This is a genomic window from Spirulina subsalsa CS-330 (assembly GCF_028330765.1).
In the GTDB taxonomy this organism is placed as follows: Bacteria; Cyanobacteriota; Cyanobacteriia; order Cyanobacteriales; family Spirulinaceae; genus Spirulina; species Spirulina subsalsa_A.
This window is the reverse complement of sequence record NZ_JAQMTY010000031.1, coordinates 23,960-48,075: the sequence shown is the minus strand read 5'-3', so window position 1 is coordinate 48,075 and position 24,116 is coordinate 23,960. Positions and strand designations below refer to the sequence as shown.

General features: G+C 55.7%; 13 protein-coding genes and 1 tRNA gene. 4 read left to right on the top strand and 10 right to left on the bottom strand.

The annotated features are described in order from the left end of the window. Nucleotides 1–151 precede the first annotated feature (151 nt). Both PN477_RS02420 and PN477_RS02415 read right to left on the bottom strand, forming a co-directional pair. Nucleotides 152–1,627: a polysaccharide deacetylase family protein gene (locus tag PN477_RS02420; RefSeq protein WP_272121921.1), complete on the bottom strand. Its 1,476-nt coding sequence runs from the start codon at nt 1,625–1,627 to the stop codon at nt 152–154. Nucleotides 1,628–1,952: 325 nt separating this feature from the next. Beyond that, a complete protein-coding gene (locus PN477_RS02415) occupies nt 1,953–3,968 on the bottom strand; it encodes a serine/threonine-protein kinase (protein WP_272121919.1) in 2,016 nt (671 codons plus the stop codon). A gap of 266 nt (nt 3,969–4,234) precedes the next feature. On the opposite strand from PN477_RS02415, the gene PN477_RS02410 reads away from it, so the two are divergent. Continuing rightward, the gene (locus PN477_RS02410) at nt 4,235–4,867 is read left to right on the top strand and encodes a Uma2 family endonuclease (RefSeq protein ID WP_272121917.1); all 633 of its coding nucleotides are present in this window, start codon (nt 4,235–4,237) and stop codon (nt 4,865–4,867) included. 165 nt (nt 4,868–5,032) lie between these two features. On the opposite strand, the gene treY is transcribed toward PN477_RS02410, so the two are convergent. From treY to PN477_RS02390, 4 genes are all read right to left on the bottom strand, one after another. Next, the gene (gene treY, locus PN477_RS02405; RefSeq protein WP_417158734.1) at nt 5,033–7,891 is read right to left on the bottom strand and encodes a malto-oligosyltrehalose synthase; all 2,859 of its coding nucleotides are present in this window, start codon (nt 7,889–7,891) and stop codon (nt 5,033–5,035) included. Between the two features lie 53 nt (nt 7,892–7,944). Next, a complete protein-coding gene (treZ, locus tag PN477_RS02400; RefSeq protein WP_272121913.1) occupies nt 7,945–9,759 on the bottom strand; it encodes a malto-oligosyltrehalose trehalohydrolase in 1,815 nt (604 codons plus the stop codon). A gap of 123 nt (nt 9,760–9,882) precedes the next feature. Next, nucleotides 9,883–10,389 (bottom strand): cupin domain-containing protein, encoded by a 507-nt coding sequence (locus tag PN477_RS02395; RefSeq protein WP_272146953.1) that lies wholly within the window; start codon nt 10,387–10,389, stop codon nt 9,883–9,885. A 189-nt stretch (nt 10,390–10,578) separates the two neighbouring features. Then, the gene (locus tag PN477_RS02390; RefSeq protein ID WP_272121909.1) at nt 10,579–11,496 is read right to left on the bottom strand and encodes a sulfotransferase family protein; all 918 of its coding nucleotides are present in this window, start codon (nt 11,494–11,496) and stop codon (nt 10,579–10,581) included. Nucleotides 11,497–11,685: 189 nt separating this feature from the next. Here PN477_RS02390 and htpG point away from each other — a divergent pair, with 189 nt between their 5' ends. After that, entirely contained in the window at nt 11,686–13,632 is a 1,947-nt protein-coding gene (htpG, locus tag PN477_RS02385) for a molecular chaperone HtpG (protein ID WP_272121907.1), read from the top strand. Nucleotides 13,633–13,723: 91 nt separating this feature from the next. On the opposite strand, the gene PN477_RS02380 is transcribed toward htpG, so the two are convergent. Beyond that, nucleotides 13,724–16,609 carry an NACHT domain-containing protein gene (locus PN477_RS02380; RefSeq protein ID WP_272121905.1) on the bottom strand — a complete coding sequence of 962 codons (2,886 nt, stop codon included), beginning with the start codon at nt 16,607–16,609 and terminating at the stop codon, nt 13,724–13,726. Nucleotides 16,610–16,880: 271 nt separating this feature from the next. Here PN477_RS02380 and PN477_RS02375 point away from each other — a divergent pair. Further along, nucleotides 16,881–17,009: transfer RNA gene (locus tag PN477_RS02375), tRNA-OTHER, on the top strand. A 305-nt stretch (nt 17,010–17,314) separates the two neighbouring features. Beyond that, the gene (locus tag PN477_RS02370) at nt 17,315–18,910 is read left to right on the top strand and encodes a TROVE domain-containing protein (protein WP_272121903.1); all 1,596 of its coding nucleotides are present in this window, start codon (nt 17,315–17,317) and stop codon (nt 18,908–18,910) included. 103 nt (nt 18,911–19,013) lie between these two features. On the opposite strand, the gene cheB is transcribed toward PN477_RS02370, so the two are convergent. The 3 genes from cheB to PN477_RS02355 are packed head-to-tail and all read right to left on the bottom strand — an operon-like array spanning nt 19,014 to nt 24,116. Continuing rightward, nucleotides 19,014–20,063, bottom strand: a complete 1,050-nt coding sequence (cheB, locus tag PN477_RS02365; protein ID WP_272121901.1) for a chemotaxis-specific protein-glutamate methyltransferase CheB — start codon at nt 20,061–20,063, stop codon at nt 19,014–19,016. Next, nucleotides 20,050–20,892: a CheR family methyltransferase gene (locus tag PN477_RS02360; protein WP_272121898.1), complete on the bottom strand. Its 843-nt coding sequence runs from the start codon at nt 20,890–20,892 to the stop codon at nt 20,050–20,052. The genes cheB and PN477_RS02360 overlap by 14 nt, the downstream gene beginning before the upstream one ends. A 17-nt stretch (nt 20,893–20,909) precedes the next feature. Further along, nucleotides 20,910–24,116 (bottom strand): HEAT repeat domain-containing protein, encoded by a 3,207-nt coding sequence (locus PN477_RS02355; protein WP_272121896.1) that lies wholly within the window; start codon nt 24,114–24,116, stop codon nt 20,910–20,912.

Here is a 24,116-nt window from a genome sequence, read left to right as displayed (position 1 = left end):
ATTAAAGGACTCGCTGTCGCTCGATTTGTTTGTTGGTGCAAATTCATCTCGCCACTAAAAGGCACGTCCGCCGTTACCTTCGGTAACTCTACTCGGACTCGCTTTATAGTGGGAGTCTTCTTTGCACATTTTAAGATAACGACCCGCCGAACTACTGCACCAACGCTTCTCCCCGGCGATAGAGTTCCCGCGCATAGTCCGTCCAAGTCCCCTGTCCCCAATAGCGGAAACAACTGGTTTCCACCAACATCACATAGAGCAGCGCCTCGGTATAGTCCCGGCTCTGGGTTACGGTTGGATCGGCTGCGATCGCTGCGTCAAACTTGGCGTGAAACTGGGCACTGAGGCGATTCATCGGCTCTAAAACATTCTCATAACCCTTCACCCAACTAAGATCGCTCGTCCAAGATGCGCCCTCCATGTGGAATTGATGATCTTCTGCGTTGAGAGATGCGATCGCCCCCGCCACCGCCTCCGGAGTTGGGCAGTCCCGATCCACCCGTGCCCAAATCTTATGCTGTTGCACCGCCTGACACACCGGATAATCCGCCGCCGTCACCCCCGCCGCCGCCAAGAGTTCTAGATATTCCGTCCCGTTAATCCCCACCGTGCTGCTATCCTGCTGAATCGCCTGCCACGCCGGGAAAAATCCCCCCGGAAACTCATTCATCATCACCCCGCCATTCTCCCCATCGGCGATCTGCGTCCCGCAACAGGGGACGGATTGGCCGCCGAGGGGTTGACGACCCCGCGTTTTCGCTTCATGGTAGGGCTGCATTTGCGCCACTAATTTTGTATCCGATCCTTGGGTTTTAATCAGTGCCGTGATGCTGATCGTTTCGCCGTGGGAATTCGTCGCCACCAAACGATTGGGTAAATATTTATCATCATGAATCAGCCCCGCACCATCGAGCCGTTCGACAGAATGTTCTTGCACCATGAGCCAACGATAGCCGCAATCTTTGAGGGCTTTAATATATTCAAATAACGTGTCAGGATGGTTCGGTAAATGCATTTCCGGCGGTGAAAATCCTTTCACCCGCGCTAGGGCTTCCGGGCCAAAAATGGCCGCAAAATACTGTTGCCAGGCCTGAATTTGCAGCTTCACATCCGGAATCGGAGTAGACGGTACAACCCCGTGACTCCAAAGGGTTCCCAACCATTCCACATGGGGCCAATACCGATCATCGAGGGTGATTTTTTTGAGATTATCAATAATGTCCTGGCGACCCATTTGAATCAAGCCCCAGAGCAGATTTCCGGAATAGTCCAACATGATCCGAGGATTGCAGCCTTGGGCGATTAAATCCGGGATGAAGTCCCCCATGCGGCTGTAGCAATGGGCGAAGACTGTGGCGTTGTGATTATCGCCATCGTGGGGATTTTCAAGCATATTTTGGAGATTACAAATCAAGCCGCCATTCTGTCCCGCTGGGATGGTGGGTTGGTGCATGTGGAGGGCACAGGCAAAACTGGATTTGAAGGTGTCTAGGTTGAGATTTGTGCGGTTTAAAAAGATGGACTGATCGTGGTTGGTAATGCGAGCGATCGCAGCTTCAGATCCGCAAATATTCGGCAAGCCTTCCCGTTCTAAACTGAGATCAATCTGATCTTGAAGCGTTGCCATAATTAACAGTCCTGAGTAGTTTCGGTAATGATTGATCGTCGGTCGCAATGCCAACCGTTGAGCACAACCCAGGCTGCGAGAAATCCTTGCTGCCAGGTAATTTTATAGCGGTTTCCCTCAACACAAGGTACAAAGATCCCCCTCAATCCCCCTTAAAAAGGGGGCGGTGGCGTTCTCATCGTTTCGCAATTTGCTATCAAGATTCCCAATACGTTGATCACTGCTCCAGTATTCAGCAAAAAATGGGGTCTGGCCAACAATATTTGTGACGATTAGCCATGGAGCGAGCGATCGCAGTCCCTTCCGCGTGCGATCGCTCCATCGATCAATCCACATTCAAGCGCAGGGCAAATTGGGTCGGCTCGCGGGTGAGCACATCAATTTGATAAGTCCCTCCTTGGCGGATCTTGCCCTGCCAGGATAAGGTTCCCCGCGCCGATTCGAGCACCGCACCACTGGGATCGCGCAGCCGTAATTCCACCAAGCCATCGGTGACGGCCACCGTCAGCACGCGCCCCGATTCCACCGCCACTCGATACTGCTTAAAGGCTTGGGGGGTGGTGCGTCCCCGCAGTTCTAAGGAGGTTTCTTCGGGTTCGGGGTTAATCTCTACCGGCTCAGGGTTGGGGGTGGGCGTGGGTGTTGGGGTTGGGTTGGGCGTGGGCGTGGGGGTTGGCGTGGGTGTGGGTGTGGGGGTTGGGGTCGGAATGGGGGGAGCCGTGGGGATGGGAGAGGGTTCCGGAGCGCCTTGTACCATGACATCAAGGCGGTATTTGTATTGATCAGCGGCGAATCCGGGTAAGGGGTTCAGGGTGATCGTGTAGCGGCCATCGCTGGGTAGGGTTCCTTGCCAACTGCGGACGCGATCGCTCCCACTACCCACCGGCTGCCCCTGGGCCGTCAACACCGTCAGCACCACCCCATCACTCTCCAAGCGCGTCTCTAAACTCTGGCCCGCCTGAGCATCAAAACTGTATTCTGCCGAGCTATCGGTGGTGAGTTGTCCCCGTCGGGTCAAGTTACGGCCGGGGCGGAGGACGAGGGTTTCTTCCGTCACCGTGGGGGACGGGGTGGGGGTCGGTGAGGGGGACGGGGTGGGGCTGGGGGGCGTATCGGGGATGTCTGTGGTGGGGGTCGGGGTGGGCGTGGGGAAGTCCTGGGGTTCGTCGATCACGCCCGTATCCGGGGAGCGATTGAGCAGCAGAGTGATTAAGCCCCATGTCCCCAAACCCGCAGCCAGACTAATCACCAACGTCAACCCCAACAGGGCTAAGGGGGCGGGGATCGTTGACCCTTGGCGCGGTGTCCGAACTTGAGGGCCGGTGGCTGTGGGGGGTGAGGTCGGTGCGCCGACCGTGGTGGGGTCAGGCGATCGCCCCCCAACCACCATCGTGCCCATCTGCGAAAGATCTTGGGAGCGAGGCGGCGGCGGTGTTTGGGGGGGCGGCGTTTGGGGAGGTTGAGGCTGGGGCGGCGAGATCGGTGCAGGGGGCGCAACGGGAGGCGTACCCAAACCCTGGAGGGCTTGCTGTACCGCCAGAGCCGAGGGATAGCGTTGATTGGGGCGATCGCTCAACATCCGATCCAACACCGCCGCAAACCCAGCACTCACCTGGGCATAATTGCGCCATTGCCAGACAAAATTCCCTTGATCAAACAAGGCTTGGGGGTCTTTCCCTGTCAACAGCACGATCGCCGTCACCGCCAAACTATAGAGGTCACTACTGGGATAGGCCTGGCCCGTTTGCATCTGTTCGCGGGGTGCATAGCCCACCTTGCCCACCGTCGTCGCCGCTTGTAAATCGGGGGATTGAATTCGGGTGGCCAATTCCTTCACCACGCCAAAATCAATCAAAATCGGCACTTGATCGGGCGATCGCAAAATAATATTCCCCGGCGACACATCCCGATGAATAATCCCCTGCTGATGGAGATAGCCCAACACCGGCAACAGCGGCTCTAACCACTGCCGCACCTCCGCCTCGCCGCACTGCTGCCCGTTCAGCCGTCGCACATCAAGCACATCCTGCAACGTCTGCCCCTCAACATAGTCCTGCACCAAAAACAGCCGCCCCGCCTCCTCAAAGGTCGCCTGAAACTGCGGAATTTGGGGGTGCTTAATCTGGTACAGCGTCGCCGCTTCCCGTTGGAACAGTTCCCGCGACTTCGCCAGCACATAGTCCGAACTCTGGGACGGCATCAGTTCCTTAATCGCGCAACGCTCATTAAAGCGGCCCCGATCTTCAGCGAGATAGGTTCGCCCAAAGCCGCCTTGGCCAAGGGTTTGCACAATTAAGTAACGCTGGTTTAACAGAATTCCCGGTGTCAGTGGCGATTGCATGGGAGATTTCAAAAAAATGCGGTCAAAGCAACAGTGTACGCCGAACCCTCATCGTCTGCATGATTTTGCGCACCACACCCGGCACAGCGATCGCAACAATTCAGGGGGCAACCTCTTCCAATCTTAAGCGATCGCCACAAGAGCAAGCCTGAGCGCAGGCCAGGGACGGCAATCCACAGGCTCTAGATCGCTCAAGGTTACAGCGATCGCGCCCAAACGGCCCCCGTGCCATCGGTTAAAATTGAGCGATAGAGTGATGAATCACCATGCTGCTAACCCAACACCGGGCCGATCGCGTCCTGTTGCACCATCTGACGTGGCAACAGTTTGAAACCTTGTTAACCTGTCTTGGCGATCAGCGCAATAGTCGGATTGCCTATGATGCCGGGACCGTAGAGATTATGACCCCATTACCAGAACATGAATATTATCGAGATGCGATCGCGGACACGATCAAAGACATCGCCGACGAACTCGATTTAGATTACGAGTGTTACGGCTCAACAACTTGGCGTAAACCATTAAAACAGGCTGGAGTTGAGGCTGATAATTGTTTTTATTTTCAAAATGAACACCTCATCCGGGGGAAACTAAATTTTGATCTCAGCCAAGATCCACCACCCGATCTTGCCCTTGAAATTGACCTCACCAGTAAATCCTTAGCTCGGTTTCCAATTTATGCCCGCTTAAATGTGCCGGAAATTTGGTGTTATGAAGCGGGAGAATTGCGCATTTATACATTACAAAATGGGCAATATCAAGACGTAGACACTAGCCCGACATTTCCGCAATTAAAGATTCGTGAATTACCCCAACTGATCGAAACTCACCGGATGCAAGGTCGGCGGGCGTTACGGCGGGCCGTGCGGAACTGGACAAGAGCGCAAATTCAGCCATAATCTACCCATGCATTGAGCCGTGAAAAGCAGTTTAATTGTGCTGATCACGGCTCTATCGCGATCCTATTTGATTCATGAACAGGCAAGGGGCTTAAGCCCCTTGTTGATGAGGAGATAAGATCTTCGATTGATTTAGGATCGCTATAGATGGCGAGAGTGCTGGAATTATGAAGACGGTTGACCGTGGCGGCTACTCACCACCTCGGTTTCTGAATTCACATCATCCACAGAATTCACCAACAGAGCAACGGGAAAATGCGCCAAAGTATCCCGCAAAAACAGCGCATCCTGACTGTTGAGGGTTTGACCGCTGATCAGGTCGCACCAGTGGGAGGGGGAACCGGGGGGGAGGGACAGGCGGGTTTCGTGCCACACCTGCTCACCGAGGGGTAATTCTGTGTCGCTAACAATGGAGGTGAAAAAACGCGGCGCGATCGCGATCGCTGTATGGCTTCCCCACGTCCGCGTAAACGCCACCACATGATCCTGAAGACTACCAATCACCGTTAATTTTTGATAATCACCCCGCTGAAACACCTCCATAAATTGATGACGTGCCTGCAAGAGTTGATAAATCAAAAAGAGCTTAACGCGCCCATCCTCCGGTTTTTCGAGCAAGGTTTTCAGTAAATCAAGGGGATCTTTATCCCAGGCTTTTTTAATCGCCCGCAGATACTTCGTGCGCAGTTTATAATCCACCGGGCGACGATTATCGGGATCAACCAAACTCAGATCCCATAATTCCGTCCCCTGATAAATATCCGGCACACCCGGAGCCGTCATTTTTAGCAACACCTGCGAGAGTGAATTAAAGACACCGTAATGTTGAATCTTGCGTTGAAAGACACGAAATTCAGTTAAAAATTCATTCTTTGGACTTGGTTTTAAAATGCGCTCTGCAAACTGAGTAAAGCCATCCTCATACCCGGTATCCGGCTTGAGCCAAGCGGTATAGACTTTCGCTTCTCGAATCGCTTTGACGGTGTATTCTTTAATCCGCTCGACAAAATCATCATGGTCAGTATCGGTGAAGGGAAATGTGCCGATCAAAGTCTGATAGAGAAAATATTCATCATTGGTGTCGGGCACATCAAGACCCGTTTCCGGCAGACAGTGTTTTTGCGCTGCGTTTAATGCCTGCCATTTGCGTAATTGGGCATCCCATTGATCAGGAATTTCCGACAGGACATTAATGCGCGATCGCACATCTTCACCTCGTTTTGTGTCGTGGGTGGCGGTGGCGTTCATCGTGTGGGGCCAGTTGGCGCATTTGAGATGATTTTTCTGGTGAAATTCATCCAACGAAACACCAAAATACAGGGGATTTGATCCCACCTCATTGAGGGACACTAAACGGTTATAAATATAGAGCACCGTATCTTCAATGCCCTTCGCCATCAGCGGCCCCGTGAACTGCTGAAGGCGCATCACAAACAGTAACCATTGCTGCTGTTCCTCACCACTGAGGTAGTCATCAAAATCCAACAAGAGGAATTTTTCAATGAAGCTGAGTTCATTTAAAAAGACCGGAATATTTTCTTTTGCTTGTTGAATGACTTGGGTGATGTGGTTGCGATCGCTCGAACTAATATCGTCGTTATTAATATAGGTACGGTACACGGGAAACAGGGCCATCACCTCGACGAGAGCGGATTTTAAGCCGTAGAGGGTGAAATCGCTGGCGTAGCGGTAGCGGATCGAAATCTGTTTGAGGAAGTGTGCCAGGTTATCAATATCCCCGGCCAAGTGCTTACTAATGATCAGGCGTTTTTTCTCATCGATGAGGCGATCGCAGTCAATCGATGCACCAATGAAGCGGTGATAAATGTCGGTGAGGGTCTGCTCATTTTCCTGTTGACAGAATATCCCATTGACTAAATTGAGGAAATCATAGCCCGTTGTCCCTTGGATCGGCCAATTTAACGGCAGTTCTTCGTGGGTTTCGAGGATTTTTTCGATAGTGAGATAGGTATGGTTAGCGCGATCGCGCAGTCGGAATAAATACGTGGAGGGATCGAATAAACCATCAATGTGATCAATGCGCAGCCCGTGAATTTTACCCGCTTCAATCAGATCGAAAATGAGTTGGTGGGTACTTTTGAACACATCCGGATCTTCAATGCGGAGGGAAATTAAATCATTCACCGTAAAAAAGCGGCGATAGTTTAATTCTTCATTCCCCACCTTCCAAAAGGCGAGGCGAAAAAACTGCTCTGAGAGTAATTCTTCCAGGCGATTAAAACTTTCTGGAATTCCGACTTGACCATTAAAAAGCTGAATATTCGTCTCAATAAACGTGTGAATATCGGTGTTATCATTCCACAATTCCCAGAGCATACTTTTAATGAATGCAATCTGGTCGTAGCGTTCGCTGCCTTCTTCCCCGGACGGAATATATTTCAACCCGTAGAGCACGCCGAGAAATTTCACAAAATCCGGGTGTTTACGCCCCAGGGTTTGGCGCAGTTGCCCCAGGTTATAGGCTAAAACAGCGGTGTAGGATTCAATCCGAATCGGAAATTTTAGATCGTAGTAATTAACACTAAACCCCTGCTCATCGTATTGCAGTTGGAGTTCACCACTTTCGAGGCAGTCACCGTAAAATTTTCCTAAAAAGGGGGCTAAGACCTTGCCGCGAATGCCTTCATAAGGGTGATCCCATTGAATATCAAAGTAGTTTTTGTATTGGGAATCGCTGCCGTTTTCTAAGACATCCATCAGCATTTGATTTTGACTATCAAAGGCCATGTGATTCGGCACAATATCTTGCAGCCATTTGATCTGATGCTCTTGGAGTTTGGCGGTGAGATCTTCAAAGTGATCTGCGCCGCCGAGTTCGGGATTTAACTGGGTGGGGTCGGCCACATCGTAGCCGTGGGTGCTGCCGGAGCGGGCTTTGAAAATGGGGGAGGCGTAGAGGTAGGACACGCCGAGTTCCGCGAGGTAGGGGACGATCGCTTTCGCGTGTTTGAAGGTGAATTGGGGGTTGAATTGGAGCCGGTACGTGGCGAGGGGCAAGTGCATCATGGGAGTTAAACGAGTCCTAAAGCGGCAATGATACGGGTTAAGGGTGAGAGCTAGGATTGACTGTGGTATAACACAACGGCGCGGGGTGCGATCGCCACCGCATCCCCCCCAACACATTGATCGGGGGCATCGCTGCCGGGGCCGTGCCATTGGGCGATCGCAGAATCGAGTTGCAGACTCCACGATCCCGGCGGGGCAGTGATGGGCAGGGAGCGATCGCTAAAATTAAACCCAAACCAGACCCGCTCGCCTTGCTCCTGTCGCTCCACCAATAAGCTTGGATGTTCCGGGTTGGGGGTGGCTTGAATTTGCGTTAAATCCAGGTGATGGAGGGGCTTCAGTTGGCGACGGAGTTGAATTAGGGTTTGATAAAACTGACGCAACACGCCACCCTGACCGGCCCAATCCCAACTGAGGACGGATTCGTGAAACACGGTTTCCCCTTGGGGGTCGGGGATTTTGTCTTCGGGCCAGCCAAAGGCTTTAAATTCTTCGGCGCGTCCCTGTCGCACTCCGTCGATCAACCCTGGATCGCTGTGGTTGACGAAATATTGAAAGGGGCGGGTTTCGCCGTATTCTTCGCCCATGAAGAGCATCGGCACAAAGGGCGAGAGGAAGAGCAGGCCCGCCGCCAGTTTCAACCCTTCAAAGTCCGTCAGTTGGGAAAGGCGATCGCCCAGTAACCGATTGCCAATCTGGTCATGATTTTGCACACAAACCACAAAGTTTTTGCCCTGACAGCCCTGGGGATCATTGCCGTGGTTGCGGCGACGGTGGGGCGCATATTGGCCTGTGTAGATGTAGCCTTGGCGGTAGCTGGTGGCCAATTGCTCCACCGTGCCAAAGTCGCAGTAATAGCCCGACTGTTCCCCCGTGATCAGGGTATGGACGGCGTGGTGAAAATCATCGCACCATTGACTATCGTGACCAAACCCGCCGGTGTCGCGGTCTTGCAGCACCCGCACATCATTGAGATCACTTTCGGCGATCAAATAGCGGGGATAACTCGCCGCGCTCAGGTCAGCCACCGCCGCCCCCAATTCCTGCAAAAAGGGGCGGGCACTAAAGTCATAAATCGCATGGACGGCATCAAGGCGTAGCGCGTCGATGTGGTAGGTGTCGAGCCAGTAGCGCGTATTTTCAATGAAGAAGTTGCGGACTTCATTGCTGTCGGCTTGGTCGTAGTTGATCGCGTCGCCCCAGGGGGTGCGGTATTGGTTGGTGAAATAGGGGCCGTAGGGCCAGAGGTAATTCCCTTCGGGGCCAAAGTGGTTATAGACCACATCGAGGATGACGGCAATGCCCGCTGTGTGGCAGGCGTTGACAAGGCGTTTTAATCCCTCTGGGCCGCCGTAGGAGTCCTGCACGCCATAGAGATAAACCCCGTCATAGCCCCAATTGCGCGTCCCCGGAAAGGGGGCAACGGGCATCAGTTCGATCGCATTCACCCCCAAGTCTTTGAGATCTTCAAGGCGCGGGATAATCGCGTCAAACGTGCCTGCTGGGGTGAATGTGCCCACATGGAGTTCATAGATGATGTAGTGATCTAAGGCATGATTGCGCCAGTCGTGATCCGACCAAGCGATCGCACCGTGATCCACCACCATTGACGGGCCGTGAACGCCCTCCGGTTGGGCATGGGAGGCGGGGTCGGGGCGTTCGAGGTCGCCATCGAGTTGATAGAGATAGCGGCTGCCGGGCGGGGTATCGGTTGCGATCGCACTCCAATAGCCTCCCGATTCCGGCGCGAGGGGAATGATGCGATCGTCCGGAGCCACTAGATGCACCGCCACCGCCTCACGGCCAGGAGCCCACACCCGAAACTCGCAGCGATTCTCTCCGATGTACCAACTACCCACGCGCATACTCAACACACCTAATGATTCACAATATCGATCAATGCTTGATTGAGTCGATTGTACTCAATCTGTCCATTGACCGATGCAGGGGCGCGATCGGATTCCCCTCCCCTGCTCATCGGACACCGCTCACGCCTTGATATACGGAGCCAACTCCGTCCACAGTTCCGGAAACTGCGCCCGAATCTCCGCCGCCGTCGCCACCCGCATATCCCGATAATCAAACCCCGGAGCCACCGCTTCCCCCAGCAGTCCATAGTCCCCCGCCGTCAACACCGCCGCCTTCCAATATCCCCCCGGCACTAATAACTGCGGCACTTCCCCCCGCGCCAGATCTAACCCCAACGTCACCCGCTCAAGGTTGCCCGCCAAATCCACCAAAATATAGCGAATCGGATCACCGGCATGGAAATAATGCATGATGTCGGATTGATTTTGATGGAGATGATCCAAGGGGCGATCGTCGGTTAACAGGTAATAAATCGAGGTCAGCATCGCTCGATTTGTCCCTTCGCGTGGGGTCGGAATTTCGTCGGTGGATCGATGACTTTCCGCAAAATATCCCCCTTCAATATGTTCGATTAATCCTAATTTTTGAATCCAGTCTTGTTTATTCATTTTGGGTTGATTCGACATCGATATATCCTCACTGCGATCGCCTACTACTTATACATAACCCAAGTTGCGAGTCTGGATCTGGTAATACGTGAGCCAGAGGTTCACACTGTAGTGCGAGCTTCTAGCTCGCTGTCCTGACTGAGAGGGGGATGAAACGCAGGCTAGGGCAACTATCCTATCGCAGCTAATCAGCGCAGCCATGCCGGGTTAATCCACGGTTAACCAGTGGGATAGATCCCGCTGAATCAGGTCTTGGGTGGCGAGAATATCCGCTTGGAATCGGGGCAACAGTTGGCGGCGCAGGTGGGGGGTGAGTTTGGGGGGGGCTTCGATGTTGGCGCGGTAGGCTTTGGCGGCGAGGGGTTGACGGATGCGGGCCGGAATCAGGGGGCGCAGCATTTTTTTAATCAGATTATCCTGGGTTAAAAAGTCATGAATACTGACATTTTTTTGTACCTGCTGGGTGGTGTTGTGGCGCTTCGACATATTCGGTTGAAAGTTGGAATCAATCTCTAAAAATTCAAATAGACTGGCAAGAAATTGCCGGGGATGTTGTCGCCAATCGTCGTAAAGATAGATTTTTAATTGTTCACGGGGAAAGATTGACCAATAGCGTTGAAGTTGCTCGGCATATTGCCCGACGGCGTGATAATGCCAAGCGGGGGAAAAGTTTTGGGTGATGCGATCGCTCTCCGCCTCTAACGCCGCGTTGAAATCACTCAACCACTCCCGCCCATCCCGCCGCAAATGGAGAAAATGGGAAAAGGCGCGATCGATAGGATTACGCAAAATCGCCACCAGTTTCGCGTCGGGGGTGTAGCGGTGAATGCGTTCCGGCACGCCCGGCCAATAGAGATACATCGTCGAAGCCTCGCCCCGTGCGATCGCCTCCCCCGCCCCCTCAAACAGTGCTTGATATTCTCCCCACTCATGCACCGATGCCGTGGTGAGGGAGCCGCGCTCATCCCGCGGCCCGTTAAATTGCAAACTATGGCCCTCGAAGGCGAAAAAATGCGGCTCTTTCACCGCGCTCATGAACACCTGGGGATGCTGCTGTAAATAGGCATAGAGGGCAGTGGTTCCGGCTTTGGGCGCACCCAGGAGCAGAAAATTCGGTTGAGTCATGGTGAAAAGGGAGCGAGAACGTGAGGGTATTGAAGTGCGATCGGGTGTTCTAGATTTTGCGTCACAGCAGGACTTTCACCCGGTCAGGTAGGGTAATCCGCATCCCCATTGGGGGGAAATCCTTGCGTGATAATGATCAGCGACGATCCACAATACAAGTCTAGAACCCGTTAGCGACAGAACGAAACTATGGCAACCGTACTCGAACAAGGCAATATTACGATCCATACCGAGAATATTTTTCCCATCATCAAGAAATCCCTCTACACGGATCATGAAATTTTCTTGCGGGAGTTAATTTCCAACAGTGTGGATGCGATCGCCAAATTAAAGATGGTATCCTATGCCGGTGAAGTCGATGGCGAACTCCCCGCACCGCAAATCGATATCACCGTCGACACCGAAAAGAAAACCCTTTCCGTCTCCGATAACGGCATCGGCATGACCCCCGATGAAATCAAAAAATATATTAACCAAGTCGCCTTTTCCAGCGCCGAAGAATTTATTCAAAAATATCAAAAAGACCCCGACCAGCAAATTATCGGCCACTTTGGCTTAGGGTTTTATTCCAGCTTCATGGTCGCCAAACAAGTGGAGATTGAAACCCTCTCCCACCGTCCCAATTCCCAAGCGATTCACTGGTCTTGTGACGGTTCCCCCGCCTTTGAACTCACCGAAGGAACCCGCACCACCCCCGGCACCACCGTCACCCTCACCCTGATGGATGAGGAAACCGAATACGCCGAAGAAGCTCGCATTAAACAGTTAATTAAAACCTACTGCGACTTCATGCCCGTGCCGATCATGATGGGCGAAGAACGGCTCAATCAAGAAAAAGCCCTCTGGAAGGTTTCTCCCCAAGATTTAAACGACGAAGACTATCTCGAATTCTATCGTTATCTTCACCCCTTCCAAGACGATCCCTTACTCTGGGTTCACCTCAAAACAGACTATCCCTTTGTCCTCGATGGCATTCTCTATTTCCCCCAAATCCGTCCCGATGTGGATGTGAATAAAGGGCAGATTAAGCTGTTTTGTAATCAGGTGTTTGTCAGCGATAATTGCGACGACATTATCCCGGACTTTTTGCGGCCCTTGCGCGGGGTAATTGATAGCACGGATATTCCGCTGAATGTGTCTCGGAGTGCGTTAACGAGCGATCGCACCGTCCGCCGCATCGCCGACTACATCTCCAAGAAAATCGCCGATCGCCTCAAACAAATCTTCCGCGAAGACCGCGCTAAGTTTGTCAAATGCTGGCAAGATGTGGGCACATTCATTAAATTTGGCTCCCTTAAAGACGACAAATTCAAAGAGCAAGTCGCCGACATCATCATCTACAAGAGTACCCAGCAAGAGGACGCACCCCAAGTGGAAGTCCAAACCGAAGGGGAAGACGAATGGCAAGATACGCCCACCAATGACGGCTACACCACGATCAAAGACTACCTCGAACGCAACAAAGAAAAGCACGAAAACCGTGTGTTCTATTGCACCGATGCCGGTTCCCAAGCGCCCTATGTGGAACTCTACAAAAATCAAGGCATGGAAGTTCTCTATATGGACTCCTTCATTGATACAAATTACTTTATTCCCTTCTTGGAGCGGGAATATTCCGAGGTGAAATTTGCGCGGGTGGATGCGGAACTGGATCAAAGCCTGCTCAATAAAGACGAGTCGGAAATCGTTGACCCCACCACCAATAAAACCAAAAGTGAGGTGATCAAGGAGTTATTTGAAAAAGCGTTGGAGAATAGCAAAATCACGATTCGGGCTGAATCGATTAAGTCCGAAAATCCCCAAGGCACGCCCCCCGCGATGGTGATCATGCCGGAAGAATTGCGCCGCATTCAAGAGATGACAGCCTTGATGCAACAGAAGGATATGGAATTCCCGGATATGCACACGTTGCTCGTTAATACGGCACATCCGATGGTGCAAAATCTACTCAATTTGTCCCAAGGTAGCATTGTGGATGGGTCGGGTGAATCTCAAACGGGAACGTTGGTCAATCAAATGTGCCAGCATATTTATGACTTGGCGTTGATTTCCCAAAAGCCTTTTGATGCGGACAACATGAAGGCGTTTGTGGAACGGTCTAATGCCCTGCTGACGAAGGTGTCTGAACGGCTGTAATCCAGTGCCAACGGGTTAAACCATCCCACGATTGATGGGGCAGCGGGGCAGGGTTATCCTGTCCCGTTTTTTGGTGTCAGGATTGCGATCGCTACAACAGCAAAAATTCGTGATAGGCCAGGGCATCGGTGCAATACCAAAGGATACGATCGCACTCGTGACGCTGCACCGAGGGGGGAAGCTGGGCGATCGCAGTCTTTAATGACCCCACGATTTGGGGATTGTGTTCGGTTTGAGCGACGGTTTTAATGTCCTTGGCGAGGCGTTTGTAGAGGGCGGCGGGATGGCCGGGGGTGATCAGGAGGTGGAGAAGGGTGGCGATCGCGTCCGGGTGATCGGGTTGGAAGCGGGCGAGGCGGATGGCGTGGCGGCGTTGTTCGGTGGGGTTGGGGGCGGCGTGGAGACGGGCGGTGATGCTGGCGATCGCACGTTCAGAGACGGGTTTGCTTGGGCGGGATTTTGTCGGCATCGGTGGGGGTGCGCCGTGCTGGAGGCGGTGAAGGTTGTCGCGGATTTGGGTGAGCAGGCCGGGGGTTTGGACGGTATCGCGGAGGGTTTCGAGGGTGGCGATCGCGTTAGCCACTATCGCGTTAGCCACTATCGCGTCAGCCACTATCACGTCAGCCACTATCACGTCGGGATGGCCGGGGATAAATTTACCCAAACTGTAGGCGGCTTTGCAGCGAATTTTCGGCGGGTGTTCGGGTTGAAGCAAGTCGGTGAGGGTGGCGATCGCGTCGGGATGCCCCGGCTGCACTCGGCAGAGGCTGTCGCTGAATTGCCAGCGGCGATAGGCATCGGGGGCCGTTTGGAGCAGATCGCACAACGTCGCCACCGCGACGGGATGGCCCGGCGCGAGACTTTTGCCCAGGGTGTAAGCGGCTTGCCAGCGGGGAAAGGGGTGGGTTTGGGTGTCAAGGAATTCCACCAGGTGAGCGATCGCAAGGGTGCGATCGGTTTGTACCACCACTCGCCGGGCCAGGTTTAAGCGCGGCACAGAATGACCCTGGGGCATTGTCGCCGAAAACGTCGGGCCAAACCGCCAGTCTAGGATCACCCCCATTAGATCCGCCGCCTGTTCCGAGTCGGGAAATTCCGCCAACAGCAACGCCGCGAGTCCTTGGGCGCGATCGCGATACAGTCCCACGCCGCCATCGTCGAACGATCGCAGGGCAGCGATCGCGCCCTCCTTCTCCACCTTCGCCCCATCCTCCCGCCCCATCCACAACCGCAACACCTCCCACCAGCGCGGATTCAACGCCGGATAATCTGCCGCCGGATCGAGCCAAAACGCCGCCCCCGGAATCACCTGCGCCGCAAAATACGCCTGAAATAACGGATGATAAAACCGATACACCGGATCAGCCGTGGCCGCACGAATCCCCACCGGATAGAGCCAGCCCACTTGTAACGCCAGGGTCAAAAGGTCGGGAGACTCACGAAACGCCCGCTGTACCACAGGATCGGGGAGATGATAGCCCAAGGACGAATCAGCAAAAGCGTTAAACGCAAGGGTTGCCAAGACCCCATTGAGGCGATGACGTTGGGCGGGGGTGGTGGGGAAACGGTCTTGTTGCCAACTGTAGAGGGCGGTGACAAATTGGGCGTAAAGTTGGGCTTGGCTGCGGGGAAATTGCCCCTCATTGAGCGACCACGCCCGACAGAGTAGCGCTAATCGCAACGGATTGCCCACCGCGTCCCGGATGGTGTGGTGTTGGGGATCGTGGAGGCGGGTCTGTAATTGTTGCCCGCGTTCGGGTTGGGCGGCAAACCAGCGATCGATAAATTGCCCCCCTTGATCCGGCTCTCCGTCCCTGGCCAGACTGAACCGCCGACAGCGATAGGCCGTAAACCCATCGAGGGCATTTTTCGCCCCCTCCCATCCATGGAGCCGACAGGTGAGCACCACCGACACACCCCCCAACACCCCCCGCAACTGTCGCCCCAATTGCGCCAACATTCGGCTACTGTCCCCCGCCATTTCATCCACGCCATCCAGCAGCAGCCAAGCGTTGCCCGTGGTCAGCAGTTGGGATAATTCAGCCTGGAGCAGGGCGGGGATGTGTAGGGATTGGGTGGCCTGTTGGAGCCAGTTTTGCAGCAGATAATCCGGGAGGGATTGACCCTGAAGATCCGCTAACGTGACCCAGATGGGATATGCGCCCCGGTCGAGGAGTTGGGTGGCGAGGCTTTGGAGGGTGGTAGTTTTGCCGGCTCCGGCTTCCCCGACGATCGCCCACCGTTGGCGGCCCGTTGTGGTGTTGAGCAGTTCCTCAAGGGTGACGATCGCTCCCTCGTCTTCGCTGTCTTCTTCGGCATCATCCTGAAGGCGATCGCGCACCGGTCGCGGCACTAATGCCAACGGCACATAAAGATCCTGATGGTCAAACCGCATCCCATCCGGGGCGGTGAGAGGGTTGGTGGTGAGGCGGTGATAGTTTTGGGCTTCGAGGCTGGTGCGGCAGCGCGATCGCCACACCTCCCGATCATGATCCCGCATTGGATCGAGATCGGCAGCGTGATCGGCATCGGCTCGCGGCTCGCTGCGTTTGCCGGCGACCTGTTTCGATTTCACGGGCCGACGGTCTTCCCATTCCTGCACAAAACGCCGGAGGTTAGCGGCGCGATCGCGCCGTCCATGCCACAAATTCACCGAAAAATGCCACAGTTCCGACCCGCTCACCTGGGGCCGATGATCGCTCAAAATTTCTAAAAAATCCCCCCAGCGGTTCAAGGCTTCTCGAATCTGGGCACGGCTTAAGGGGGTGGCACTGGCGCGGCTCAGGGTTTCCAAATGGCGCAGTTTCGTCCGCACCACATACCGCTGCTCCGTTTGCCAATGGAATTGAATCTGAGGCCGCAGCCGTTCGAGCTTGTCCAGTTCAAGATCCAACTCATCGTTGCCATAGTCCAGCAACAGCGTGAAGAGGTGGAGCGATCGCGCCTGAGCCGTGGGGCCATAGTTGGGTCGGGCCATGGGTGCGGTGAAAGTGTGGGGAATCCCCAGGGTTGAAACGATCCCCAAGGTCTGTAATCCAGCCTACCCCAAGGATTCACCCGATTCCAACCCGATTCGCCTTGGGGCAGTTCCCCCGCCTACTTTAAATACAGAGCCAAGACGGAGCACCACCGCACCGAAAGCCCCTCACCCAAACCCTCTCCCAGAGGGCGAGGGCTTCCGACTCCCTTCTCCTTGCGGGAGCAGGGCTGGGGATGAGGGCAACAAATTGGTTCAATATCACTCACCTGTGGCGGCTAGCTCAATCAGTAGAGCACCATCCTTTGCCCTCCGGGGCCGAAGATTGAGGGTTATCGCTTTGGAACGAACCCCCCTTAATCGCCGGAGATGCGGGTGCAACTCCCGCGTCGCTACACCAATGGCAGGTAGTTTAAGTAGTCAAAACATCTCCCATCCTTGTTCATTTTTTCGCCTGTTGGGCCGTCGAATGAGGGTTATCGCCTGTTAAGCGGAAGATGCTGGTGCAAGTCCAGCCCTGCCAGTTGATCCCCCCTGCCCCCTTAAAAAGGGGGGAATGTTCAAAACCCCCTTTTTAAGGGGGTCGGCGCAAGCCGGGGGGATTCTTCTGATCGCAAGTCAAAGCCCTGAACCCCCTTTTTAAGGGGGTCGGCGCAAGCCGGGGGGATATTCTTTCATTCGCCCTCACGGGCTGGAGGTTCACCGATGACATATCAATTTTTTACCCAAGGTCAAACACCCCAAACCCAACCGATTCCCGGTCGTGCCATGATCCAAGGGCGTTCCGGCGGCTGGATGTTCCAGGCCGATGATTGGCAAGTGTTGCGCCGTTGTTTATTAATCGGCACGGCGAAGAGTACCTACTACGCCGATAAGCATGAGTTAACGGGGGATTTTATGGGAGTGTTGCAAGGGGCGATCGCCACCGATCCCGATCGCACCGCCCAAGAAATTCTCTACGCCTCCGACGGTCGCGCCCTCAACAACAGTGCGCCGATCTTCGCCCTCGTGTTGTTGTCGATGGGGAAAAGCCCCGCCGCCAAACAGGCCTTTGGGCGCATTTTTCCCCAGGTGGTGCGTACCGGCAGCCATTTTTATGAATGGTTGAGCTATACGAAATCTCTGCGGGGGTTTGGGAAAATTGTGCGGCAGATGGGGACGGCGTGGTTATCGCGGCCCGACGTGAGCGCCTTGGCCTATCAACTGTTGAAATATCAACAGCGTCATGGGTTTTCCCATCGGGATGCCCTGCGGCTGTTCCACGTCAAACCGCCCACCCCAGAACACGATCGCCTCTTTGCTTGGGTCACGAACGGCTGGGAAAATCTCCCCGGTCAACCGCCGTCCAAAGCCCTCACGCAAATCTGGTGGTACGAATGGCTCAAACGCCACCCCGATCGCACCCCTGAAGCGATTAAACAAGGTCGCCTCACCCATGAAATGGCCGCCCCTGTGGGCCAGATGGATCGGCAAGCGTGGCAATTGCTCTTTGAGGAGATGCCGATTGGGGCATTGTTGCGGAACTTGGGATCATTGACCGCGTTGGGGGTGCTGCGAGGCGATCGCAAACACGGCAACCTGAAACGGGTTAGCAAAGTATTGTGCGATCGCCGCCACCTCCGCCAGGGACGCATCCACCCCATCGACATCCTCAAAGCCCTGAAAACCTACCAATCCGGCGGCAAACTCGGCAAAAGTCAAAAAACCTGGGAACCGATCCCCCAAGTTCTCGACAGCCTCGATCGCGCCTTGGCCCTGTCGTTCCAGGTGCTCGAACCCACGGGGAAAACCTTCCTCCATGCGGTGGATGTGTCCGGCTCGATGTCCTGCCATACCGTCGGCTCCATTGGTTTAACCTGCTGCGAAATTGCGACCGTGATGGCTCTGGCTACGGCCAAAGCGGAACAACATTACATGATTCGCGGCTTTGCCACCACCTTCCGCGATTTGGGGATCACAGCGCGGGATAGCTTCAGCGATGCCATGGCGAAAGCCAGTCGCCAAAACTTCGGCGGCACTGATGCCTCGGTAGCCTACGACTGGGCGATCGAAACCCGCTATCACGCCGATGTCTTCTGTTTCTGGACAGACAGCGAAAGCTGGGCGGGTCGTCAACACCCCAGCCAAGCCCTCGCCCGCTACCGTCAAGCGGTCAACCCCGACGCGAAAGCGGTCTACATCACCCTCGCGCCCTACCGGATCTCCCTGGTCGATCCCCTCGACCCCCAATCCTGGGACGTAGCCGGGTTCGATCCGGGCACACCGCGCCTGATTCAACTCCTGGCCACCGGGGATGTGTAGCCCTCTTGCCCCGCTCCCCTTGGGGAGCGGGGCATTTCACCATGGGCGGGTTTCCTTGTGAGATCATGGCGATCGCTGCATCCTTGGGCTTTGGGGTTGACGATCAAACCAGGCGGCAGAGGTGGGCGGCGAGGGCAGGGAGGGGGATGGCTCCGTCACTGAGGCCGGCTTCGACCACGGAGCGGGGCATACCGTAGATCACGCAGCTTTCGGGGGCTTCGGTGAAAATGCGTCCCCCTTGGGCTTTAATCCAGGCGGCTCCCTGTTTGCCGTCGCTGCCCATGCCGGTCATGACAATGCCGACCGTGCGATCGCCAAACACCGCCGCCGCCGACTGAAACAGCACATCCACCGCCGGGCGATGGAGTTGGTCAAAGGGATGTAAGGTCAGTTGGGTGGTCACGGTGCCATCGGTTTGACGTTGGAAGCGGAGATGTTTACCGGCGGGGGCTAGGTAGACTGTGCCGGGGGTGAGGGGCATCCCGGCGGTGGCTTCGACGACGGTGAGGGCGGCCTGTTGATTGAGGCGAGCGGCATAGAGGGAGGTATAGCCCACGGGCATATGCAGCACGATCGCAATGGGAACGGGAAAATTGGCGGGGAGTTGGGGGATCAGAGCATTAAGAGCTTGGGGGCCGCCCGTGGAAATGCCCAGGACGATGATATCTGGGCTGTGGGGCTGCCGGGGATGGGGTTCGAGGACACGGAGAGGGGCAAGGGGAGCGATCGCCCTCGGAAACACCACCTGGGCCGCTGCCTTCACCTTCGCAATCATGTCCTGGCCGATCTCCAAAATCGTGGCATTGGCTAAGGCGGTGGGCTTATGGACAAAATCCACCGCCCCCGCTTCCAGGGCCGCCAGCACCTGTTGACTATCGGTGTTGGCGATGCTGACCACCACCACCGGCAGCGGCCGCCGGGCCATCTGCACCGCCAAGAATTCCAACCCCCCCATCAGGGGCATATTCAGATCCAACGTCACCACATCCGGCCGGAGCCGCTCCACGAGTTCTAGGGCTTCAGTGCCATCGTGGGCAATCCCCACCACGTCAATGAAGGGACTGCGCAACAGCATTTTTCGCAATGATTTTCGGATGTAGGCTGAATCATCGACGATCAGAACTCGGATCAAGGGGGTCTTAGGGTTTGACATAGACAAACGTATCCTGAATCGAGGTGAGCCGAAACGGGGTCTTGACTTTTAACAACGATTCTGAACTACTGACGAAGAGATAACCGGGGGACGGCATGACGCAGTAGAACTGATCGATCACGGCTTGAATCGTGGGCAAGGAAAAGTAGATAAACAGGTTCCGACAGAAAATCACCGAGGCACAGACATAGGGCTGAATGGCGGCTTGATCTAAAAGGTTGGCTTTGTCCCAGTGGATGCGCTGGTGCAGGGTCTCGTCAATGCGCCAGCCAGGGGCGACGGGCTGAAAATATTTGTGTTTGAGGGTGAGGGGGAGTTGACGAAAGGCGCGATCGCGGTAAATTCCGGCTTTGGCTTGCTGAATGGCCCGGGCTGAAATATCCGTGCCGTAGATCTGAATCGGGAGTTTGTCGAACCAACCGGCCTCGGCGAGGGCGATCGCAATACTCAGCGGCTCCTCCCCCGTGGCACAGGCCGCACTCCAAATCCGCAAGGGTGACAGGCAACGGCCGGGATGAGAGTGGTAATGGTGCGGCACAATCACATCCGTCAGCAGCCGCAGAGCATCAGCCTCTCGCCAAAAAAAGGTCTCCGGCACCGAAAGCACATCCGCGAGCATCTGCCATTCTGCCTGGGCATGGGCATCATATTTGAGGTGATAGTAATAGTCGAGAAAAGACCACACCCGACAGTGTTCGAGGCGGGGTAATAATTTATCGGCCAAAATGTCCCGCTTGCTGTGGTCAAAATAGATTCCCATCTGACGACGAATCAGATCGCGCAAAATAACGAACGTTGTATCCGTTAAACGAGGGGGAGAGTCAAACAAGGATGGAGCCAATCGGGTTAATGGCGGAGATGGGTTTGCACGGTCTGACGAATCGGCAGAGAAGGGTCTTGAGACAGGTGACAACCGGCGGACGGGAGCGGGAACTGTCCTAGGGTGATTAAGGCTCGAACCGCTGCAAGACGCAATGCTTCGTCCGGATTTTTGAGGCTGTTGATCAGGTGTTGGGAGGCGTGGGGATGTTTGAGGCGGGTCAAGATGTCGATGGTGGTAAAACGGACGCTGGCTTGGGCATGGTGCAGACCGAGGGCGATCGCATCAATGTAGTCTTGAAATTCGGCGCGATCGCGGCCAGGGTGGGCATGGGTGAGGGCAGAGCAGCAGGCTTCTCGATGGCGGGGCTGGGCGGTGAGGTCTAGGAGAGTGGCGATCGCCGTGGGTGTGCCAATCTGGACCAAAGACTGCATCGCCGCCTGCATCAGGGCCGCATCCGACGTAGTGGTCACCAACCAATCCAAAACCCCCGTGGCTTCGGGGCCGCCCCGACTGCGTAGGGCATGGATCGCCGCCAAACAGCGACTAGGGGGGCCCCGGTGGATCACCCTCAGCAACGGAGCGATCGCGCCCGGATCGGCCAATTGTCCCAAGGTAGCGATCGCCCCTCGGGCCAGATCGTCCATCGGATGCAGCGTCAAATCCGTTAACACCGGAATCGCCTCAGCCGGGTTAAAGATACCCAGCAGCCCCACTGCCCCCCCTTGAACCTGGGAATGCGCATCCGTGCGCACCACCGCCAGCACCCGATCCCACAGAGTCGAGATCGCCGCCATCGTCAACAGGGGGGCGAGTTTACCGATCGCTTGGGTCGCGTGATACCGCGTCTGGGGGTCAGAGTCGCAAAGTCCGGTCATCAACAGCGGCAGGATAGCGGGATCATCCAATTCCCCCAGGGCACAGACCGCCGCCGCCCGGATCGAGGGAGCGTGATCCTGGAGCGCAGCGGTCAACGCCGGCAACACCGCAATCGCCTCACAATAGGGCAGATGCAGGATCGCCGCACGACGAACCGTTAGATCCGGGTCTTGGGTGGCCCCTAAAAGAGCATGCTGACAGTCCGGAAAGGCAAAGTAGCCAGCAATCTTGACCACCGCTTCGCGCACCACCGGATTCGGGTCGGCAAAGCGGGGTAACAGGGCCGTGGCTAGGTTGGGATGGCCTAAGGAATTCAACGCCGTGATTGCCCCCAGGCGCAACGCCCCATGTTCATGGCCGAGGAGATCGAGGAGGGCATGGAAGGCGATGCGATCGCCAATCTGGGCCAGGGTCATCGTCACCGCCATCACCAAATCCGTCTCCCCCATCAGCAAGGGCAACAACACCGGCACAGCGGGCTGATAGCCCATTTGCCCCAACAGGGTCACCGCGACACAGCGAGTTTCCAGAGTCCAGGTCTCGAGATGCTCCACCAACAAGGGCCCTAAACCCTTACCCCGCTGCCGAATTGCCTCCACCACCAGGGTGCGAGTCTGGGATCGGGGCAACAGCGTCACCAACAGTCGGTCAATCTCTTCCCCCGGCAACCACCCCAAGAGGCGCGTCACCGCCATTAACGTTTCCCCCTGCACCCGTTGGGCCGCCGCGATTAAATTGGCACGCCCCACATTATTCAGGGTGGTTACGGTCAATTCAATAATGTAGTCCCCCTCGTTGTAATGGGCTTGATAGCGGTGATAGATTTTCTCAATGGCCAGCGCCACCTCCTCCACGGCGGAACTTTCGTCCCGATTTAGACAGCGCACCAAGGGCCGCATCACCAAACTATCGCCAAAATTCCCTAGGGCATTGACCACCGGCCCCAACAGCAGCGGCAGTTGGAGGAGGGGCGTTAGATAGGGGGCAACGCTGGGGTCACCAATGCGGTTTAAGGCTTCGAGGGCGGGGAATGCGAGAAAAAAGTCCTCGGTGACGGCAATGTCAGTGAGGGCATCCACGGCGAGGGGATCGGCGAGTTGGCCGAGGGCTTCAATGGTGTGGTAGCGGACATTGAGATCGGGATCATCCAAGCAGCCCAGGAGCGGATCAACCGCCCGTTGATCGCCCCGTTCCCCCAGGGCCAAGGCCGTGTAGATGCGCACATTGGGGTCGCGATCGCTTAAACAGGGAATCAGCAACGGCACCGGATCAAGCTGACCCAGGGTCAAAATTTGCAGGATGCTATTGAGAAGATTGGGGTTGTTGTGGTGACGGCGGAGGAGGTGAATCAATTCCGGCAGTAGGTCTGGGTCTTGATGGAGGGCCACCTGATCGACGGCTTCTTGGCGGATTTGCCAATTGAGGGTTTTATGCAAGAGGGACAGTAAGGGCTGGTGCAGGGAGGTTGCCACCGAGTTGGAGCGGGAGAAGGGGGTGTGACCGGCTAACTTACAGAGGGTGATCAGGGTTTGGAGGGCCGGAAAGGCCAGGAAAAAGTTATCGGCGGTGGCCAGAGCCATCAGCGCCGGCATCGCCTCCACGGCCTGAAGGTGGCCGAGGGCTTCGATGGCGTGGTAGCACACATTGACATCGTCGTCCTTTAAACGGGCGATCACAGGGGCGATCGCCCGCCCATCCCCCCGTTCCCCCAGGGCCAGCACACTGTACATTCGCACCGCTGGATCGGTATCCTCCAAACCCGCCAGCAGCGCCGGTAAGGGGTCTACCTCACTGGCCACCAACGTCTGGAGAATGGTATTGAGGAGATTCGGATTGTGGTGTTCGCGGCGCATCAAGTCCACCAGTTGCGTGGTGAGGTCGGCTTGATCGCTGTGGATCAGTGGGGCGATGGCATCGGAACGCTGTTGCCAGTCAATCTGGGGGAGATGTGCGGCGAGGGTGGTGGGTAAACAGGGGGGCGAGGCAGCGGGGAGGTGTAGCGCGATCGCCCCTCGGATTTCCATCGGGGTGGGAACGGTGACCAGGGTGATGATTGTCCCGACAATCTGGCGGCAGTGGTAGAGGGGCGCGATCGTCACCCGTTGGGGCATGGGGAGCCGATGGGAGGCGGGAGACGCAGCAAAACAGGGAATCAAATACGGATGCTCGACAGGGTTAAGCACCAGGGTTATGCCCAGCGTCAGCACCCGTTGAAAGTCCGTGGCCAGGTGACGCACCTCCCAATCGGGGATCAACTCCGGCAGGGGGCAGCCCTGGCCAACAGTCCAATGGGGGAGCGTGGTCTCCCAGGCCTGAATCGTGAGCGCTGTGTCTGTGGTTAAAACCGTAATCAT

Coding starts and splice junctions, on each gene's coding strand:
- treZ (WP_272121913.1), bottom strand. CDS start 9,759: ATGCGCGTGGGTAGTTGGTACATCGGAGAGAATCGCTGCGAGTTTCGG.
- htpG (WP_272121907.1), top strand. CDS start 11,686: ATGGCAACCGTACTCGAACAAGGCAATATTACGATCCATACCGAGAAT.
- PN477_RS02370 (WP_272121903.1), top strand. CDS start 17,315: ATGACATATCAATTTTTTACCCAAGGTCAAACACCCCAAACCCAACCG.
- PN477_RS02410 (WP_272121917.1), top strand. CDS start 4,235: ATGCTGCTAACCCAACACCGGGCCGATCGCGTCCTGTTGCACCATCTG.
- cheB (WP_272121901.1), bottom strand. CDS start 20,063: ATGTCAAACCCTAAGACCCCCTTGATCCGAGTTCTGATCGTCGATGAT.
- PN477_RS02420 (WP_272121921.1), bottom strand. CDS start 1,627: ATGGCAACGCTTCAAGATCAGATTGATCTCAGTTTAGAACGGGAAGGC.
- PN477_RS02415 (WP_272121919.1), bottom strand. CDS start 3,968: ATGCAATCGCCACTGACACCGGGAATTCTGTTAAACCAGCGTTACTTA.
- PN477_RS02380 (WP_272121905.1), bottom strand. CDS start 16,609: ATGGCCCGACCCAACTATGGCCCCACGGCTCAGGCGCGATCGCTCCAC.
- PN477_RS02395 (WP_272146953.1), bottom strand. CDS start 10,389: ATGTCGAATCAACCCAAAATGAATAAACAAGACTGGATTCAAAAATTA.
- PN477_RS02390 (WP_272121909.1), bottom strand. CDS start 11,496: ATGACTCAACCGAATTTTCTGCTCCTGGGTGCGCCCAAAGCCGGAACC.
- treY (WP_417158734.1), bottom strand. CDS start 7,891: ATGCACTTGCCCCTCGCCACGTACCGGCTCCAATTCAACCCCCAATTC.
- PN477_RS02355 (WP_272121896.1), bottom strand. CDS start 24,116: ATGATTACGGTTTTAACCACAGACACAGCGCTCACGATTCAGGCCTGG.